Source organism: Streptomyces sp. MspMP-M5 (assembly GCF_000373585.1).
Classification (GTDB): Bacteria; Actinomycetota; Actinomycetes; order Streptomycetales; family Streptomycetaceae; genus Streptomyces.
The window spans coordinates 1-17614 of the sequence record NZ_KB891939.1 but is presented as its reverse complement, the minus strand read 5'-3'; the positions used below and the strand labels follow the sequence as shown (position 1 = coordinate 17614).

16 protein-coding genes and 1 pseudogene are annotated in these 17614 nt (G+C 68.5%); 5 read left to right on the top strand and 12 right to left on the bottom strand.

From position 1 onward, the window contains the following. The 6 genes from kdpB to B073_RS0134115 form a co-directional block, all read right to left on the bottom strand. Positions 1 to 1712, bottom strand: a 1712-nt coding sequence (gene kdpB, locus B073_RS0134145) for a potassium-transporting ATPase subunit KdpB (RefSeq protein WP_018542564.1), incomplete at its 3' end; no start/stop codon positions are given. A gap of 38 nt (positions 1713 to 1750) precedes the next feature. Further along, positions 1751 to 3415, bottom strand: a complete 1665-nt coding sequence (kdpA, locus tag B073_RS0134140) for a potassium-transporting ATPase subunit KdpA (protein ID WP_026247986.1) — start codon at positions 3413 to 3415, stop codon at positions 1751 to 1753. A gap of 9 nt (positions 3416 to 3424) precedes the next feature. Further along, entirely contained in the window at positions 3425 to 3514 is a 90-nt protein-coding gene (kdpF, locus tag B073_RS43380) for a K(+)-transporting ATPase subunit F (RefSeq protein WP_018542562.1), read from the bottom strand. A 624-nt stretch (positions 3515 to 4138) separates the two neighbouring features. Further along, on the bottom strand, positions 4139 to 4684 hold the full coding sequence (locus tag B073_RS0134125; protein ID WP_018542560.1) for a hypothetical protein: 546 nt from the start codon (positions 4682 to 4684) through the stop codon (positions 4139 to 4141). A 117-nt stretch (positions 4685 to 4801) separates the two neighbouring features. Further along, entirely contained in the window at positions 4802 to 6769 is a 1968-nt protein-coding gene (locus B073_RS0134120; protein ID WP_018542559.1) for an amino acid transporter, read from the bottom strand. 508 nt (positions 6770 to 7277) lie between these two features. Then, positions 7278 to 7775: a MerR family transcriptional regulator gene (locus B073_RS0134115; RefSeq protein ID WP_018542558.1), complete on the bottom strand. Its 498-nt coding sequence runs from the start codon at positions 7773 to 7775 to the stop codon at positions 7278 to 7280. Positions 7776 to 7798: 23 nt separating this feature from the next. On the opposite strand from B073_RS0134115, the gene B073_RS0134110 reads away from it, so the two are divergent. Continuing rightward, on the top strand, positions 7799 to 9100 hold the full coding sequence (locus B073_RS0134110; RefSeq protein WP_199788227.1) for an MFS transporter: 1302 nt from the start codon (positions 7799 to 7801) through the stop codon (positions 9098 to 9100). 418 nt (positions 9101 to 9518) lie between these two features. Here the strand turns inward: B073_RS0134110 and B073_RS0134105 are convergent, their stop codons facing one another. From B073_RS0134105 to B073_RS0134095, 3 genes are all read right to left on the bottom strand, one after another. Next, on the bottom strand, positions 9519 to 10295 hold the full coding sequence (locus tag B073_RS0134105) for a GNAT family N-acetyltransferase (protein WP_018542556.1): 777 nt from the start codon (positions 10293 to 10295) through the stop codon (positions 9519 to 9521). A 210-nt stretch (positions 10296 to 10505) separates the two neighbouring features. After that, positions 10506 to 11315, bottom strand: a complete 810-nt coding sequence (locus tag B073_RS0134100) for an SDR family NAD(P)-dependent oxidoreductase (protein ID WP_018542555.1) — start codon at positions 11313 to 11315, stop codon at positions 10506 to 10508. A 346-nt stretch (positions 11316 to 11661) separates the two neighbouring features. Next, a complete protein-coding gene (locus B073_RS0134095; RefSeq protein ID WP_018542554.1) occupies positions 11662 to 12195 on the bottom strand; it encodes a DUF1648 domain-containing protein in 534 nt (177 codons plus the stop codon). A 216-nt stretch (positions 12196 to 12411) separates the two neighbouring features. Between B073_RS0134095 and B073_RS0134090 the strand changes: the two genes are divergently transcribed. The 4 genes from B073_RS0134090 (at position 12412) to B073_RS0134070 (ending at position 15889) form a co-directional block, all read left to right on the top strand. Beyond that, positions 12412 to 12741: a PadR family transcriptional regulator gene (locus B073_RS0134090; RefSeq protein WP_018542553.1), complete on the top strand. Its 330-nt coding sequence runs from the start codon at positions 12412 to 12414 to the stop codon at positions 12739 to 12741. 2 nt (positions 12742 to 12743) lie between these two features. Further along, the gene (locus tag B073_RS0134085) at positions 12744 to 13103 is read left to right on the top strand and encodes a DUF1048 domain-containing protein (protein WP_018542552.1); all 360 of its coding nucleotides are present in this window, start codon (positions 12744 to 12746) and stop codon (positions 13101 to 13103) included. Positions 13104 to 13469: 366 nt separating this feature from the next. Continuing rightward, entirely contained in the window at positions 13470 to 14705 is a 1236-nt protein-coding gene (locus B073_RS0134080) for a serine hydrolase domain-containing protein (protein ID WP_018542551.1), read from the top strand. A 401-nt stretch (positions 14706 to 15106) separates the two neighbouring features. Continuing rightward, the gene (locus B073_RS0134070; protein ID WP_234025237.1) at positions 15107 to 15889 is read left to right on the top strand and encodes an alpha/beta fold hydrolase; all 783 of its coding nucleotides are present in this window, start codon (positions 15107 to 15109) and stop codon (positions 15887 to 15889) included. Between the two features lie 272 nt (positions 15890 to 16161). On the opposite strand, the pseudogene B073_RS49145 reads toward B073_RS0134070, so the two are convergent. The 3 genes and pseudogenes from B073_RS49145 to B073_RS0134055 form a co-directional block, all read right to left on the bottom strand. Next, positions 16162 to 16362, bottom strand: a pseudogene (locus B073_RS49145) (IS630 family transposase); the annotation flags it as partial. Between the two features lie 80 nt (positions 16363 to 16442). Continuing rightward, a complete protein-coding gene (locus B073_RS0134060; protein WP_018542547.1) occupies positions 16443 to 17105 on the bottom strand; it encodes a class I SAM-dependent methyltransferase in 663 nt (220 codons plus the stop codon). A gap of 106 nt (positions 17106 to 17211) precedes the next feature. After that, positions 17212 to 17614: IS5/IS1182 family transposase (locus B073_RS0134055; protein ID WP_018542546.1), on the bottom strand; the 403-nt coding region annotated here is incomplete at its 5' end.

The window sequence follows — 17614 nt, the reverse complement described above, 5'->3', positions numbered from 1 at the left end:
AGGTCGACCATGTTGCCGGCCTCCTTGGCGGCCGACGTGCCGGTGTTCATCGCCACGCCCACGTCGGCCTGGGCCAGTGCGGGGGCGTCGTTGGTGCCGTCGCCGGTCATGGCGACGAGCTTGCCGCCGGCCTGCTCGCGCTTGATCAGCGCCATCTTGTCCTCGGGCGTGGCCTCGGCGAGGAAGTCGTCGACGCCCGCCTCCTCGGCGATGGCCCTGGCCGTCAGCGGGTTGTCGCCCGTGATCATGACGGTCTTGATGCCCATGCGACGCAACTCGTCGAAGCGCTCGCGCATACCCTCCTTCACGACGTCCTTGAGGTGGATGACGCCCAGGACCCGAGCGCCCTGGTCGTCCTCTACGGCCACCAGCAGCGGAGTCCCGCCGGCCTGCGAGATGGCGTTGCTCAGCGTGTCGGCGTCCTCGGTCACCGAGCCCCCGCGTTCCCGGACCCAGGCGACGACGGAACCGGACGCGCCCTTGCGGACCTTGCGGCCGTCGACGTCCACGCCCGACATCCGGGTCTGGGCGGTGAAGGCGATCCACTCGGCGTCCACCAGCTCACCCTGGTGGCGTTCGCGCAGGCCGTACCTCTCCTTGGCGAGGACGACGATCGAACGGCCCTCCGGCGTCTCGTCGGCGAGCGAGGAGAGCTGGGCGGCGTCCGCCACCTCGGCCTCCGTCGTCCCGCGCACCGGCACGAACTCCGCGGCCTGGCGGTTGCCGAGGGTGATGGTGCCGGTCTTGTCGAGCAGCAGCGTCGACACGTCGCCGGCGGCCTCGACCGCCCGTCCCGACATCGCCAGAACGTTGCGCTGCACCAGACGGTCCATGCCGGCGATGCCGATCGCCGAGAGCAGCGCGCCGATCGTCGTCGGGATCAGGCAGACCAGCAGAGCCGTCAGCACGATCAGGGACGTCTGCTTGTCCGCGCCCGCATAGAGGGCGAACGGCTTGAGCGAGACGACCGCGAGCAGGAAGACGATGGTGAGGGAGGCGAGCAGGATGTTCAGCGCGATCTCGTTGGGCGTCTTCTGCCGCGCGGCACCCTCGACGAGGTTGATCATCCGGTCGATGAAGGTCTCGCCGGGCTTCGTCGTGATCTTGATGACGATGCGGTCGGAGAGCACCTTCGTGCCACCGGTGACGGCCGAGCGGTCGCCGCCGGACTCGCGGATCACCGGCGCCGATTCGCCGGTGATCGCCGACTCGTCCACCGAGGCGACGCCCTCGACGACGTCGCCGTCACCGGGGATGATGTCGCCGGCCTCGCAGACGACCAGGTCGTCGATGCGCAGCTCGGTGCCCGGGACCTGTTCCTCCACGTCGCCGTTCAGCCGGCGCGCCACGGTGTCGGTCTTGGCCTTGCGCAGGGTGTCGGCCTGCGCCTTGCCGCGGCCCTCGGCGACCGCCTCGGCCAGGTTGGCGAAGATCACGGTCAGCCACAGCCAGGCCGCGATGACCCAGCCGAACCACGCGCCGGGGTTCCTCAGCGCCAGGACGGTGGTGACCACCGAGCCGACCAGGACCACGAACATGACCGGGGACTTGGCCATCACCCGGGGGTCGAGCTTGCGGAAGGCGTCGGGCAGCGACGTCAGCAGCTGCCTCGGGTCGAACAGGCCGGCGCCGACGCGCCCGCCTTCCTTGTGCCCGGTGGGGACGTCGCCGTGCGGTGCCCGGGTAGGGGACCCCGTTGAGCTGGCAGCCATCTCGTCCTCGTGTTGCCTCTGTGTCCGTGTCCTGCTGGTCATGACGTCAGCCCCTCGGCGAGCGGTCCCAGCGCGAGCGCCGGGAAGAAGGTCAGACCGGTGACGATCAGGAGCGTGCCGACCAACAGCCCGGTGAAGAGCGGCTTCTCGGTACGCAGGGTGCCCGCGGTCTCCGGGACCGGCTTCTGCTCGGCGAGCGAGCCGGCCAGCGCCAGGACGAACACCATCGGCAGGAACCGGCCGAGCAGCATGCACAGGCCCAGCGTGGTGTTGAAGAACGGCGTGTTGGCACCGAATCCGGCGAAGGCGGACCCGTTGTTGTTCGACGCCGACGTATAGGCGTACAGCACCTCGGAGAAGCCGTGCGCGCCGATGTTCGTCATGGCTTCCTTGCCGTCCGGCAGGGCGATGGCCACGGCCGTGCCGATCAGCACCAGCGCCGGGGTGATCAGGATGTAGCAGGCAGCCAGCTTGATCTCGCGGGTGCCGATCTTCTTGCCGAGGTACTCGGGCGTGCGGCCGACCATCAGGCCGGCGATGAACACCGCGATGACCGCCATGACCAGCATGCCGTACAGGCCGGATCCGACACCGCCGGGAGTGATCTCCCCGAGCATCATCCCGAGTAGCAGGACACCCCCGGACAGGCCGCCGAACGAATCGTGGAAGGAGTTGACCGACCCCGTGGACGTCATCGTCGTGGAGACCGCGAAGAGCGACGAGGAGCCCTCGCCGAACCGCTGCTCCTTGCCTTCCATCGCACCGCCGGCGAGCTGCGCGGCGGTGCCCGGGTGGGCGTACTCCAGCCACGTCACCACGACGACGGCGCAGAACCAGATGACGCCCATGGCCGCCACGATCGCGTAGCCCTGCTTGAGCGAGCCCACCATCCTGCCGAAGGCCCTCGGCATCGAGAACGGGATCACCAGCAGCAGGAAGATCTCCAACAGGTTCGACAGACCGTTGGGATTCTCGAAGGGGTGTGCGGAATTGGCGTTGAAGAATCCACCACCGTTGGTGCCCAGGTCCTTGATGGCCTCCTGGGAGGCCACCGCACCGGGGCTGAGGGACTGCCTGTCACCGGTGAGGGTGGTGAGGTGGTGGATGTCGCCGAAGTTCTGGATCGCACCGCACGCCACCAGGACGACGGCCGCAATCAGCGCGAGCGGGACCAGGATGCGGACGGTGCCGCGCACCAGGTCGGACCAGAAGTTGCCCAGGTCCCCGGTACGCGACCGGGCGAAGCCGCGCACCAGCGCCACGGCGACGGCCATGCCGACGGCGGCGGAGAGGAAGTTCTGCACGGCCAGACCGGCGGTCTGGGTGACATGCCCCATGGCCGCTTCGCCCGCGTACGACTGCCAGTTGGTGTTGGAGACGAAGGACGTGGCCGTGTTGAACGCCTGGTCCGGAGTGATCGCCTTGAACCCCAGCGACAGCGGCAGCTTGTCCTGCACGCGCTGCAACAGATACAGGAACAGCACGCCGACCGCGGAGAAGATGAGAACGCCGCGCAGGTAGGCAGGCCAGCGCATCTCCGCGTCGGGATCGGCTCCCACGCTGCGGTAGATCCACTTCTCTATTCGCAGGTGCTTCTTCGAGGAGTAGACGGCGGCCATGTAGTCGCCGAGCGGGCGGTGCACCAGGGCGAGGGCGCCGACGAGCGCGGTGACTTGGAGCACGTCAGCAAGAACGGGGCTCATGTCTGCGGATCAGAACCTCTCCGGGAACACAAGGGCCAGGACGAGATAGCCCAGCAGGGCGACGGCCACGATCAGACCGATGAGGTTTTCAGCGGTCACAGCTTCGCCACCCCCTTGGCGACGAGGGCCACCAGCGCGAAGACCGCGATTATGGTGACCACGAAGGCCACATCGACCATCGTGAACTCCTGAGGAGAGGTTCGGGCGAACGGACCAGGAGAGAGAACCGCGCCGTGGCTCGATCTCGCCCGTCGTTGACGGAGTCCTTACGGCCATGGGGGCGACCTTGACGCATCCCTAACACCCGAGAGGCAACCAGGGAAGCGACCACCCAACTCCGTGAGAGCGCCGACGCGGGTCAATCGCTGACGGTGACCGGCAGCTCAGCGACGCTTTCCGACCAGCCGTCCCGTTCGAGATCCCGCAGTCTGACTCTCTGCGCCACACCAACGTAGCGATTCGGCCGCAGCGGAGGCCCGGGCAGGACCTTGGCTGCTCCGACGGCCGGACCGCACGGCGCCACGACGCATGCCGAAGAAGGACGCCGGCCGCCTGTCGTCGAGCACGATGCCGGTGTTCTGGCCGGACGGGTGGAGCTGAGGTTCATCGAGCGCGGCTCGGGAGTCTAACTCCCCTACCAGTAGCGGGCTTTCGAGCCGCCCAGCGGCGCGGCGAGACCGACGACACCACCGGCCTCGGCATCGTTCCCCGCGTACGCAGTGCTCACAGTAGCCCGGATGCCTTGAGGACGGCGCGCGCTTCCTGTCCGTCGATCCGGTTTGCCAACTCCTGGAGCGCGTGTGTCCCTTGGCGAAGCGTTCCGAGGGTGAGGGAGCGGCGGGCGCCGGCGTCGAGCAGGTGCCAGATGAGCGGGTTGGCTTCCAGGATGCGGGGGTCCAACGCCAGCCGCCGGCCGTGGGTGTCGCGCAGGGTCAGGTGTGCGGTGGCGCCGTCGTACCGTCGCACCGCGACCAGCAGGTCGGTACGCACTCGTCGTCGTACGACGATGCCTCGGACGGCCAGCCAGCCGTCACCCGCGCTGACGCGTGCCGGCAGGAGCACGGCGAAGGCGATGGCGCCGAGGAGGGCCCAGAGTCCGGCGCGGGCCGGTGTGAGCGCGCCCGAGCCCCAGTCGAGCAGGATGAGGAGACCGACGAACGTCAGGGAGTGGTGAAGGGCGTGCCGCGCATGCGCACGCCAGTGGCGATCGACGGCTGTTTCCGGCCGTTCGGCATGGACCGTCGCGGCGGGAGCGGATCGCCGTTCCATTCTGCTGACACTAGGGAGCAGGCTCAGGAAGTCACGGGCGCTGACGGCTTTTTGATGCCGTGTCGCTCGTCTTTGTCGAGTGCTTGACGCAGATTCCGCGGATGCGCTGATCGCGGTTCAGCCGACATGGACGCGGGGGCGGCGCTCGCGGTCGGGTTCGGCCTCGCGGAGGACTTCACGGGTGACGGGGGCGACTTCGCCCTGGCCGAACAGGAAGTAGCGGAGGAACTGGGCGAAGGGGTTGCCTTCGGTCCATTCGAAGTAGATGTGCGGTCGCTCGCCGGTTTCGTCGCGCACGTGCAGCAGCAGCGCGGCCAGCGCGTTGGAGATGGCGGAGCTTTCCAGGCACAGCACGCGATAGCGGCCGTGCAGCACCTCGCCCCGTACCCGCAGCTCGCTTTCGAACTCCGAGGGATCGGCTACGGTCACCTCGACGAAAATGAGGTCGTCGGCCGGCGGAATGTCGTTGTCCGCGTGGATCTGCTGGAGCTTGTCGCGGTACTCGGCGACATCGCGCTGGTCGGGTTCGTTGGCGATGAAGCGGATCTTGCGGTGGGCCGCGTCGCGGATGAACCGCTCGGCCATCGCGTCGAGCGCGACGCTCGTCACGCGCAGCTCGAAGGCACGGGCGAGACGGGAGAGGAACGACAGCAGGACGATGCCGGCGATGAAGCAGGCGCCGATCTTCACACCGTCCGGCCGCTCGATGACGTTGGCCACGGTCGTGTAGAGGAACACCACGGACACCACCGCGAAGCCGATCGTCCAACCGCGTTCCCCGGCCCGCCGGGCGGCGATCGTCACGGCGATCGCCGCGGAGCTGATCAGGACCAGCACACCGGTGGCGTAGGCGCCGCCCTGGGCGTCCACGTCGGCGTTGAAGATCCAGGTCACCAGGAAGGCGATGGCGGTGAAGACCAGCACCATCGGACGTACCGCCCGGGCCCAGTGGGGCGCCATGCCGTAGCGCGGCAGGTACTGGGGCATGAGGTTGAGCAGCCCGGCCATGGCAGAGGCGCCGGCGAACCAGAGGATGGCGATGGTGGAGAGGTCGTAGATGGTTCCGAATGGGGAGCCCAGGTACTCGTGCGCGAGGTAGGCGAGCGCGCGGCCGTTCGCCGGCCCGCCGGGTTTGAAGGCTGCTTCGGGGATCAGCAGGGTGGTCACCAGGCTGGTGATGATCAGGAAGACGCTCATGATCACGGCGGCGGTGGTGAGCAGCTTCTTCGCGCCGCGGATCCGCCCGGTGGGGCGCTCCTCGGTGTCGGTGGGGTCGCCTTCGACGTGGGGCATGACCGCCACGCCGGTCTCGAAGCCGGACAGCCCCAGGGCGAGTTTCGGAAAGACCAGCAGGGCCACGCCCACCATCGCCAGGGGGCTGCCGTGTGCGGTGGTCAGCGCCCGGGACCAGTCGGTGACCACGTGCGGCGCGGTCAGGACGTGCCCCAACGCGGTGACGACCACGACGACGTTGAGGGCGAGGTAGAGGCCCACCAGGGCGACCGCCACCCCGATCGCCTCCAGGAAGCCTTTGAGGAAGACGGCCCCGAGGAGTGCGACCAGGATCAGGGTGATGACCATCTGCTGGTTGTGCAGGACGCCACTGACGTGGGGGTTCTCCACGAGGTGGGTGGCGGCGTCGGCGGCGGAGAGGGTGATGGTGATCAGGAAGTCGGTCGCGGCGAAGCCGAGCAGGGCCAGCACGAACAGCTTGCCCTTCCAGAAGGACAGCAGTCGCTCCAGCATCGCGATCGAGCCCTGGCCGTGGGGGCTTTCTTCGGCGACCCGCCGGTAGACCGGGAGCGCGCCGGCGAGCGTCACGACGACCAGGACGACGGTGGCGACCGGTGACAGCAGTCCGGCGGCCAGGGCCGCGATGCCAGGCTGGTAGCCGAGTGTGGAGAAGTAGTCCACACCGGTCAGGCACATCACGCGCCACCACCGCTGCCCCTGATGGGCGCTCTGGGGGCCGGCGTGTGGACCGGGATGGCGCTTGGCCATATCGGTCAGCCCCTCCAGCATCCATGCCCGCAGGCGATGCCGCACGGACCCGGAAGCGGAACCGGCAGGGGCGGAGTCGGCCATCGTGAGCTCCTGTCGTACAGCGAGCAGATCCAGCCATCGACGCGACGGCCAGGTCAGGGTACGCAGGCATGGTCATGCCGCCAAGGTGTTCGTCGATACGGCGGCAGCTGTCCCCTGAACAGCCGTCGCGACGCCACGGGTTCCGCCGGTGGGGGAAGCCGGGAGGCGGCCGTGGGCCGGGCCGGACCGCGGCGGGCGCGGCTTCAGGCCGTTGTGGCCGAGGTGCGCAGCATCAGATGACAGGGGTACTCTTCGCCGTCGCGGAGGAAGGTGAGCCGTACGCGGATCTCACATGCTGTAGGCGGACTGCTGAAATTCCCCACTCGTGGACATCCGCAGCGTTCGAGAGTCGATCCGCCACCGTTCACGGTGTGTTACCGATGCCGCGTGCTCGGGCAGTGAAGCACGCCCTCCAAGACGTGTGCTCGGCGCAAGGACTTCACCACCGGAAAGCTCACCATCGAACGGATCTACCTGATCCCGAGCCTTCCGCCGACTCTGGCTCCACTCATGAACGGCCGGACACGCCGTAGTGCGTGGGGTGCGTGGACGCAGTCTCGGTGTGCCCGGCGCGCTCGGTGCTGCCGTTGGAGGGCTGAGGCACGGCGTTGCAGGGGATCCACTCCGCCGCGGGTTCTGCGGGGATTTCGGTCAGTCCAGCCGCCTCGGCATAGGCGCGAATCGCATCGCGGTTGCGGACCAGCGCGTCGATGCGCTGCTGGATTCCGGCGAGTTCGCGGGCAAGGTTGGCGGCCAGCGCGGGGTGGGCCATCGGGCGCATCGCCGCGCCCGTGCCGACGAAGCAGGGCACGAAATCGCGGATGGCCTGTGTCGACAGACCGGCCTTGAGCAGGTCGCGGATCTGCTCAACGCGTTCGACGGAGCCTTCGGAGTAGCTGCGATAGCCATTGGTTTCGCGGCGCGGGTGGAGCAAGTCCTGCTGCTCGTAGTAGCGCAGCAGGCGAGTACTGACCCCGGTGCGACGCGAGAGCTCTCCTATCTTCACGTGCCCTCTCACGGTCCGATGACTTGACCTTGACATTGATTGGAAAGTTTAGCGTCCCGAACATGAAGGAAACAGGCAATACCGCACCGTCGTCGGCCAAGATGGCGGTGATCAGTTTGATCACGCTGTTCGTCGGGGCCTTCCTGACCATCACCACCGAGACACTGCCGATGGGACTGCTGCCGCAGATGAGCCAGAGCATGGGCGTCTCGCAGTCGATGATCGGCCAACTGGTCTCGTTCTATGCGCTTGTCACCTTGCTCGTGACGCTGCCGCTCACCGCCTGGACGTCGCACTGGCCGCGCCGCCGGCTGTTCGTCTCGATCATGCTGGTGTTCGCGGCGAGCAATCTGCTGCTCGCCTTCTCACCGCACTACGCCGTGGCGGTGGTGGCTCGGTTGATCGCTGCTGCGGTACATGGCGTGCTGTGGTCGATGATGGCCTCGTATGCCACGCGTCTGGTGCCCCAGCAGAAGGCCGGCCGCGCGGTGGCCACCGTCTTCGCGGGCAACTCCGCCGCGCTCACTCTCGGCGTTCCGCTGGGCACCGCGATCGGCAACGCCCTCGGCTGGCGGGTGTCGTTCCTTGCCATGGGCGTCATCTCGATCCTGGTGGTCGTGGCGGGTGCCACGCTGCTGCCACAGGTCGAGGGCGTCAAGTCCGGGAAGATCGGGGTCGGTACGGCTTTCCGCGCTCCCGGCATCAAGGCGATCGTGCTGGCCACCGCGCTGATCATGCTGGCGCACTTCACCTTCTACACCTACATCGCGCCCTACCTGGAGGACCGCGGCATCCCGGAAGGCAGGGTGAGCGGAGTGCTGTTCGCCTTCGGCGTCGCGGGCATCGTGGGCGTATGGGCGGCCGGGATCCTGGTCGACAAGCGGCCGCGCGACGCCATGCTGATGTCGGCCGGGCTGGTGACGCTGTCGATGGTGGGGTTGGGGACGGTCAACGGCGCACCCGTCGGCACGGTGACCCTGTCCATCGTGCTGGGCCTGGCCTACGCGGCGCTGCCGACCCTCCTGCAATCCGCGGCCCTCAAGGCCGCCCCGGCCGCCCAGACCGCCGCCTCCGCGCTGTTCATCCTGGCGTTTAACCTCGGCATCTTCGCCGGCTCGGGCGGCGGCGGCCAGATTCTGTCCCACCTGGGCATCGACTGGCTGCCCGTGGTCGCAGCAGTGCTGGCGGCGGCCGCCACGCTCGTGGTCATCCTGGCCCGTAAGCACGCCTTTCCCAAGGTACAGACCGTGACGCGGGACCGGACCACCGACTCCGCCAGCTCCGACGACGCCGTGGAGCCCGTGGCGCAGTTCACCGCACACTGACACCCGCCCCCTGCACTGCCCTGAACGAGTCGCGTCCGCGCCCGTCACAACCTGTTGCGATTGGCCTCCCGGTCGCCATGGACCGAGCCAGTTGGCGGCCAACTCGCGGTAACCGAGCACGCTGTGCGGCGGGCTTCGCCAAGCTTCGGGCACTCGGCTACGTCATCGCCCGGCCCATGGGGCGGCCATCTTGCCTCTGCGTCGGCTCTCAGGCGCTGCCGCTGACCCCGTCGGGGGTCAATTCCCCAGCCCACACGCATCGCCATAGGCCGAGTTCACGCACAGCAACATCCTTCCGCGGGCGGGGAACAGACATGACCACGACCGCTGTCCACGACTGGCGGATTTCGGTTGTCCACCGTCAACATGCCTTGGGCGCGAGGGCGGGCTGTGCGGAGATGCTCGGTGTCGGTGGTGTTCAGGCGGCGAGCCCCGCGACGCGGCGTGCGGGCTGCCCGGTGAGGTGGTGCACGTACTCGTGCTCCAGGCGGAAGCCGGCGTTCCAGGCGAGGAGCCGGCTGGGCCGGTTGTCACGCGAACAGGTCCAGCTGGGGGTGTGACCACGGTCGGCGATGTCCTGGCACAGGGCGGTGACACAGGCCAGTGCCAGGCGTTGGCGGCGGTGTTCGGGAACGGTGAGGCAGGCGACGTCCTCGTATGCGCTGCCGCGGAAGTACGTGCAGGCCATGGCGAGCACACGGTCCTTCTCGAAGGCCGCCCAGCCGTGCCCGGAGGCGGCGAGACCCGCCGGTCCGCCCCAACTGGCATGAATCCAGGCGGCGTCCGGGCCCAGTGCGGCAACCGCAGAGGCGTCCGCGGGCGTCAGTCGGCGCACTGTCACCCCACGGGGCGGGCGCGACGGCAACACGGGAACCCGGTGGACGTAGCCCATGCGCTCCCACGGTACGAGGTCGTCGAACGCGCTGCCCAGCAGGGGGAGGAAGCGAGCCGGTGCCTGGACGTGGTGAGCGGTGAATGGGGCGAGGTCGAGCGGGGCCAGGGCGGTTGGTTCGCCGCGGAGCAGCAGGTGGTCGGCGCAGGCCACCGCGACGGCTCGGGGACTGACGGGGCGGTCGGCCCACCAGTGTCCGACTCCAGGGGCCAGCGCGTGTTCGGCCAGCGCCGTCGCTCCAGGGGGCCCGGCGGCGAACCAGTGGCGCACTGCGGTGGCTTGTTCGGGGGAGAGCTTGATCACGGTGGCTCCTTGCGATGCTCGCGGGGTGCACCGGGCGGGGCGTCTGGGCGCCGCCCCGCCCGGTGGTTCAGCTCTGGCCGGCCTTGCTGCCGTGGTTGGCCTTCTTCTTGCGTCGGGTTCTCTTCTTGCGGGCACGCTTGGACATGGGTGTACGGGCCCTTCGTTTCGTAGGAGGCCGCCTGATGTGGCCTTGGCCGGTGGTGTGTTGGATCAGGCGTGCTGGCCGACGAGCTGGTCCGCGAGCTTGGTGAGGCGCTTGATGGTGCGGTCCTCGGTGGCGGCGGGTGCCGGGTCGACGCGCTGGTCGTGGTCGTAGTAGGCGCCGTTGACCAGCTCGGTGGCCGGGTCGCAGAGCCGGACCACATGGGCCGCGCCGGCGGCCGCCGGGTCGCCCTCGACGCCGTAGAGGGACAGCAGGTCCGTCTCGCAGACGCCCGGGTGGACGGAGACCGCCGTGACCCGGGGGTCGGCTGCGAAGACGGTGAGCGCGAGCTGGGACTGGGCGTAGGCGGCGAGCCGGGAGTAGCGGCGGGCGCGCTGCGGGTCGTTCCACTGGATGGAGGCGGTGCGGTGCAGCGACGAGGAGACGTTGACGACCCGGCCGCCGGCCCCGCTGGTGAGTGCCGGTTCGAGGAGACAGGTCAGCAGGTAGTGGGCGAGGAAGTTGACCTGGAGGGCGATCTCGTTGCCGTCGGCGGTGAGGGTGTGGCGTTCGGGCGCGGCGATGGCGGCGTTGTTGACCAGGACGTCCAGGCGGGGGTGTTCGGCGATGACCCGGCGCGCCATCGTCTCGACCTGCTCCAGCTGTGTGAAGTCCGCGGCGAACGCGCACAGTTGGGCGGCGTCGATGCCCTCGTTGGCGACGAGTGCGTCGGTGGCTGCCTGGGCGTCCTCGGCGGTGCGGCCGTGTACGAGGACGGTGGCGCCGCGTTCGGCGAGCTGGCGGGCGGTCTCGTAGCCGATGCCGGAGGTGGCGCCGGTCACCAGGACGGTACGGGAGGAAAGGTCGAAGACGGACATGATCCATTCACGGGAAGAAGGGGAAAGGGGGCCGAGTGCGCCGTACTGGCCGCCGCTCGGGGCAGCGGAGCACGGGCGCACAAGAGCGGGGCGCCTGCTCAGATCAAGGCGCCCCGTCCGAATGCGGGAGAGGACTCAGCGGGAGGCGGAGGTCTCCGGGCAGCGCGGCGCACGACACAGGACCCCCGGATGAGGGGGACGGTCGAGCAGGAGCCAGGCGCTGTTCACCCCTTCATCAAATTGCGCCCCGCACCCGCCTTCAAGAGAGCCGCACCGCTTTTGACGCACCCCTGATGAATCCGATGGGCCCGATCCACTGGCGCACCTCCCTACCCCGCCGGTGTCCTCAGTTCGCCGGCGTGCGCCGGTCGCGCATCGCGGCCGCGACCGTCACAGCGGTGCCGGCGAGGAGCGGCACAAGCATCGCCGCGAACAGCCAGCCGGGTACCTCCTTATCGGCCGTCGAGCGCCACAGCACCCCGCAACCGATCAGGAGCGAGACTCCCGTGCAGGCGTTGAGCACCAGCAACGCCCGGGCGGTGCGCAGTGCGGAGGCGCGCGTGCGGGGCCGGTTGAGCGAGGATCTGACCAACCCCTCGCCGAATGACGCCGTTTCCTTCGGCAGCTCGGCCTGTGGAGTCACCCGCAGCGTCAGCTCGGCGCAGGCGGTCAGCAGCACCGTCACTCCGACGTACACGAACACCAGGGCAAACGCGCTGCCGATCGACCGCTCTGTCCAGGCGTCCACTCCGTCGCTGCCGATGTGCCGGGGTATCCGGCTCGGCAGGTGCGGGTAGCGGAGGACGCCCCAGAGGAGCAGCGCGGCAAGCAACGCGGCATTGGGCAGCAGCCAAAGCCGGACGGGACGTGAGAAGACCATGGGACCGATTGTCCGACGGCGACGAGTTCGTCGCAGGTGATACCCCGTACGTAGGCCGGTGATCGGCATCGTCCGCGCCTCCGACGCCATCCACTGAACTGAGCGCTTGCGGTGCCGGCCTGAAGCTCCACTATTCCGTCTTGCTAAGTACCAGTAGTCAGTGTTACGTTCTACCGGTACTCAACGACACCGAATAGTTCAGGAAGGAGGTGTTCCATGGCCAAGCTGCTGACGGAGATGCTCAAGGGCACGCTGGAAGGCGTGATTCTCGCGTCCCTGTCCGGCCGGCCCGCCTACGGCTACGAGATCACGGCACGGCTGCGGGAGCAGGGTTTCTCCGACATCGCCGAAGGGACCATCTACGCGCTGCTCATCAGGATGGAGAAGCGCGGTCTCGTCGACGTGGAGAAGGTCCCCTCCGAGAAGGGGCCGCCACGCAAGGTGCACTCCCTCAACGCTCAAGGGCGGGAGTACCTCGAAGAGTTCTGGAGGACCTGGAGCTTCCTCACGGAACGACTGGAACAGCTCCGCGAAGGGGGAAAGTAGCCATGTCCGAGGTCGAAAAGAGCGGCATCATCTCGAAGGTGATCGGGCCCAAGAAGCGCTGGCGGGCGTACAAGGCGCGCGTCAAGGAGCTTCCCGAGAACTACCGCACGGCGGTCGAGGGGATCGAGCGGTACCTGATGCACTTCGTGCCGGCCGACAATGACAGCGCCGAGTCGATGTTCGAAGACCTCGCGGACCTGTTTGAACGGGCTGCGGCGGACGGAACGTCGATCCGCGAGATCGTCGGCGAGGACCCGACGGAGTTCATCAAGGAGTTCGCCGAGAACTACTCGGAGGGCGGCTACGTCCCCGCCCGCGCGCGGAAGCAGCTGACCGAGGCCATCGAGCGCGCCGCCGGCTGAGGCGCCGGAAAAGCAGGCAAGACGGCCTGAAAGCGGCCCAGCGCATCGCGCCCGGCATCGGGCCGCACTGTCATCGGCTGTCTGCGCTACGCGCCGAGACGACGACGCGACTCGGTTACAAGGTCAGCCGCCGGCCACCTCTCGCCGCCTGTCAGCGGCGGCGCCAGGGCGGCGGCAGTCGACATCAGGGCACGTTTGACGATGGTGCATGTCATGAACGCTTCATTCATTGCGCGGCCCTGAGGGCTGCGAACCGGACATATCGAGCGAGCCCGTGCACCGGCCGTGCACGAAGTACCACGCCGGGACGGGTCTCGCAGTTCGAACACTGCGTGTATCCAACACTCTTATGCAGGGGGATTCATGATGGGACAAGGCAATGGCGGCTTCTCCGAGGCAGGGCTGCGCCGACTGCGCGAGGGCCTGACGCGGTATGTAGAGTCCGGAAAGATTCCCGGGCTCGTCGCCCTGGTCAGCCGGGGCGGGCAGACGCACGTCGAGGCGATCGGGACGATGCGCCATGACGGCGGTACGCCGATGCGCCGGGACACGATCTTCCGGATGGCCTCGACGACGAAGCCGGTCGCGGTGGCGGCGGCGATGGTCCTGGTGGACGAGTGCCGGCTGCGGCTGGATGACCCGATAGACCCGTGGCTGCCCGAACTCGCCGACCGGCAGGTGCTCAAGCGGCCCGACGGCCCGCTGGACGACACCGTGCCGGCGCGCCGTCCGATCACCGTCCGGGACCTGCTCACCTCCACGTTCGGGCTCGGACTGGATATGACGGCGATGGGCTCACCGATGATGGGCGCGCTCTTCGAGCGGAAGATCTACGGCGAGAACGGATGGCTGCTGCCGGCGGTGGAACCCGATGAGTGGATGCGCCGCCTGGGCACGCTCCCGCTGATGTACCAGCCCGGGGAGCGGTGGCAGTACAACATCAGCAACGACGTGCTCGGCGTGCTGGTGGCCAGGGTCACCGGCCAGTCCTTCGAGGCGTTCCTGCGCGAGCGCATCTTCGATCCGCTGGGCATGAAGGACACCGCCTTCCACGTGCCCGCCGACAAGATCGACCGGCTGCCGCCCCTGTACGCCCCCGATCCGCAGACCGGGCAGTTCACCGTGGAGGACCCGGCCGAAGGCGGACACCACAGCAGCCCTCCTGCGTTCCAGTCCGGCGGCGGCGGACTCGATTCCACCGTCGACGACTACCACGCCTACTTCCGGATGCTGCTCAACGGCGGAATGCACGGCAGCCAACGGATCCTGTCCCGTGCCGCCGTCGAGCTGATGACCACCAACCGTCTCCCTGCTGAGCAGCTGGCCGCCCGAGAAACCTTGGCCCGCAACCTCGTCCATCTGTCGTACGGCCAAGGGCAGCACGGCGGCTGGGGCTTCGGGATGGCGGTGCGCACCTACCGCGGCGACTACGCGCCCATCGGCCAGTTCGGCTGGGACGGCGGATCCGGCACCACGACCTACGCCGACCCGCACAACCAACTCGTCGGCATCCTGCTCACCCAGGTCGGGATGTCTACCCCGGATTCGGCGCGAGCCATCAACGACTTCTGGACCACGCTCTACCAGGCAATCGACGACTGACCCGCCTGACGACTGATCTGCCTGCCTGGTCGAGGTCGGTCCGATGGAAGACCTCGACCAGGCTCCGGACTTCGGCGCCGCCACCTTCCGCGATCCGCTGCACGACCGGCTCAGGACAGTCGCTGACGCCACTCTCGATGGGGCTCGGGGCCGCTGAGCGCCGCGCCCCTCGACAGCGGGGGCAGACGGTCTCGGAGATCACTCGAACCGTGGTTGGCGCTGAGAAGGATCCAGATCGCGACCTCTCGCACATGAACAGACCTCCGGTTGACCGCCGATCGGATCCAGGAGCCGTTGAAACACGTACAGAACTTGAAGACGTCGCACAAGACACCTCACGCAACCAGGGGAAACACATGACGAAGAACGGCACTTCCTCGACCCGTTCACCGTGGACCGGCATGGTGCCGGTGGACGATACGGCGCTGGCCGTCACCGACTCCGGTGGTCCCGGTATTCCTGTGCTCTACCTCAACGGCCACGTCGCCACGCAAGGGTACTGGCGGCGGGTCCTCCCCGAACTCGGGCCGCAGTGGCGGCACATCACCTACGACATGCGGGCCCGCGGCAAGTCGAAGCGTTCGGCGGACTCCAATTCCTTCGAGACGCACCTGCGGGATGTCGATGCCGTTCTCGCGGCCAGGGGGGTGGACCGGGCGCTGGTGGTGGGCTGGTCCTACGGCGCTTTCCTCGCGGCGCACTGGGCCAGCCGGAATCCCGGCCGCACTGTGGGCGCGGTCCTGGTCGAGGGCGCGCAACCGGACGACTGGCTGGATGAGGCCATGGAGCAGCGGATCCGCAAGCTGTTTCGACGGCTGAGCCCGCTCATGCTGCTGCTGCGCCCGACGGGCCTGACCCCGCGGATGTCCGCTGCACAGATCGCGAACAGCAACATCGAGGTCGGCGTGCTGGCCCGTGCGCGCAATCTGGGCCCCGTGCTGGACAACATCAGCGTCCCGACCCGGTACGTGATCGGCTCGGGGAAGTCCTTCGGAAGCAAGGGTGACGAGCACGAACAGCACCGCGCCACCTTGCCTGCGGTGGCCGCCCGCAACCCGAACATCAAAATTCACGCGAAGGTCGCCAGCAACCACGGCTCGATCCTGAAGAAGGACTTCCGCGCCGTCGCCGCGGCCGTACGCGAGGTCGCCGCCCCCGACCGTGCGGGAGCACGCAAGCGCTGATGAGGGGACTGGCGGGAAGTCAGCGGCCTTCGCCGGCACCGCGGTGAGGACTGTGCGGCACTACCACCGCACCAACTGACCGGCGCGCCACGACGCGGCTTTGCGGCTACGGCCGGTGCGAATCGGTCGAGCTGCTGCGCAGGTTCGGCCCTGGCCACGGCCGGCGCACCGCCGTCCGAAAGCGGGCCCCTGCTCGACGCCGATGGCGACAGGGGCGCGCGGCCAACGGCAACCTGCGTCGAGCGGGGCCGGGGCCGGTGCTGACGCGGAGAGTTATGGACCACGTCCCGGACCCGGTCCTCGCTGGTGAACGTCACCTCGGCGATCTTCCCCACCGGCGTGCCCTACGCGGGCAGCAGCAACTTTTGGGCCCGCCGCCAGGTCACCGCCGACCCGGTGCCCCTGCGGACGATCCGCAGCAGCCGCCGCCCCTCGTCGTCATCGATCTCACGCACCCGCACCCGTTCCGCCACGCGGACAGCCTGCCGGGCCCAAGGACCGGGGGCTGCAACATGGTGGCTCGGCTGCTGGGAGCCGCTGCTGGGACGGTGTGTCAGCCGGCCACGCTCAGCGGATCAGCTGTTCCCGCGATGAAGCGGGTGCCGACCGGCCAGACTCGGGCCGACCACTCCCAAGTAGCCAGGTCCCGGACGAGTCGGTCAGGATCGTGGAAGACCTTGACGATGCGGTATTCACTGCCCTTGTCGGGTCGGCGACGCACCGCAGGAACGGGCTGTCCGGCCAGGACGTCCTCGCTCGCGGCCTCTCCCCGGCCGTTGTCGATGAAGATGGCCCTCCCTGCAGGAGTGAGGGCGTCTGCGACGGTGTTCCAGAAGGCAGGCAGACGGGCTGGCGGCACATGGGAGAGCCAGAAGGCGGAGAAGACGGTGTCATAGCGGCGGGGTGGGTGCCACGCGAACACGTCGGCACGTGCGAACTGGATCGTCGTGGACCTCACGCGCTCCTGCGCGATGGCCAGCGCCTCGGGCGCAGCATCGACAGCCATCACCGAGCGAGCCCGGGCAGCGAGGAGGCCCGTCCACTGGCCCGTTCCGCACGCCAGTTCCAGCACGTCACCCATGACTGGAAGCATGTCGATCAGTGGCCGCAGCACCCGCAGGTCCTCGCGCTCGGCGTAGACCCGGTCGTACTCGGACGCACGGGCCCGGTAGTAGGCGATCTGCTCCCGCACTGCAGCATCGGCATCGTTGCCCATACCCGCCACCGTAGCCGTATCACGAGACCTGCCCACCCATGCCCGTAGAGGTGGCGGACTGCAAGGCGAACGTTGCCTGATGCGGCACTAGGAGTTGTCCGGGCGATCATGTGCGGAGCCAGATGATTTGGGCTGCTGCGGTGGCGGTGCCGAGGTAGACGTAGCCGCGTTTGTCGTAGCGGGTGGCCACGGCCCGGGACTGCTTCAGCCTGTTGATCGCTCGCTCGACGGTGTTGCGTTTCTTGTACCGTTCCTCGTCGAAGGCGGGTGGTCGTCCGTCTCCTGATCCTTTGCGCAGGCGGATGGCCTGGGTGTCGGACTTCTCCGGGATGGTGTGCCGGATGCCTCTCTGTCGCAGGTAGGTGCGGCATGGTCTGTTGCTGTACGCCTTGTCCGCGGCCAGGCTGTCGGGCTTCGTGCGGGGCCTGCCCGGCCCGATGCGCGGGACGCGGATCTTCTCCAGTACCGCGGTGAACTGGGTGCAGTCCGCTCGCTGTCCCGGCGTGACG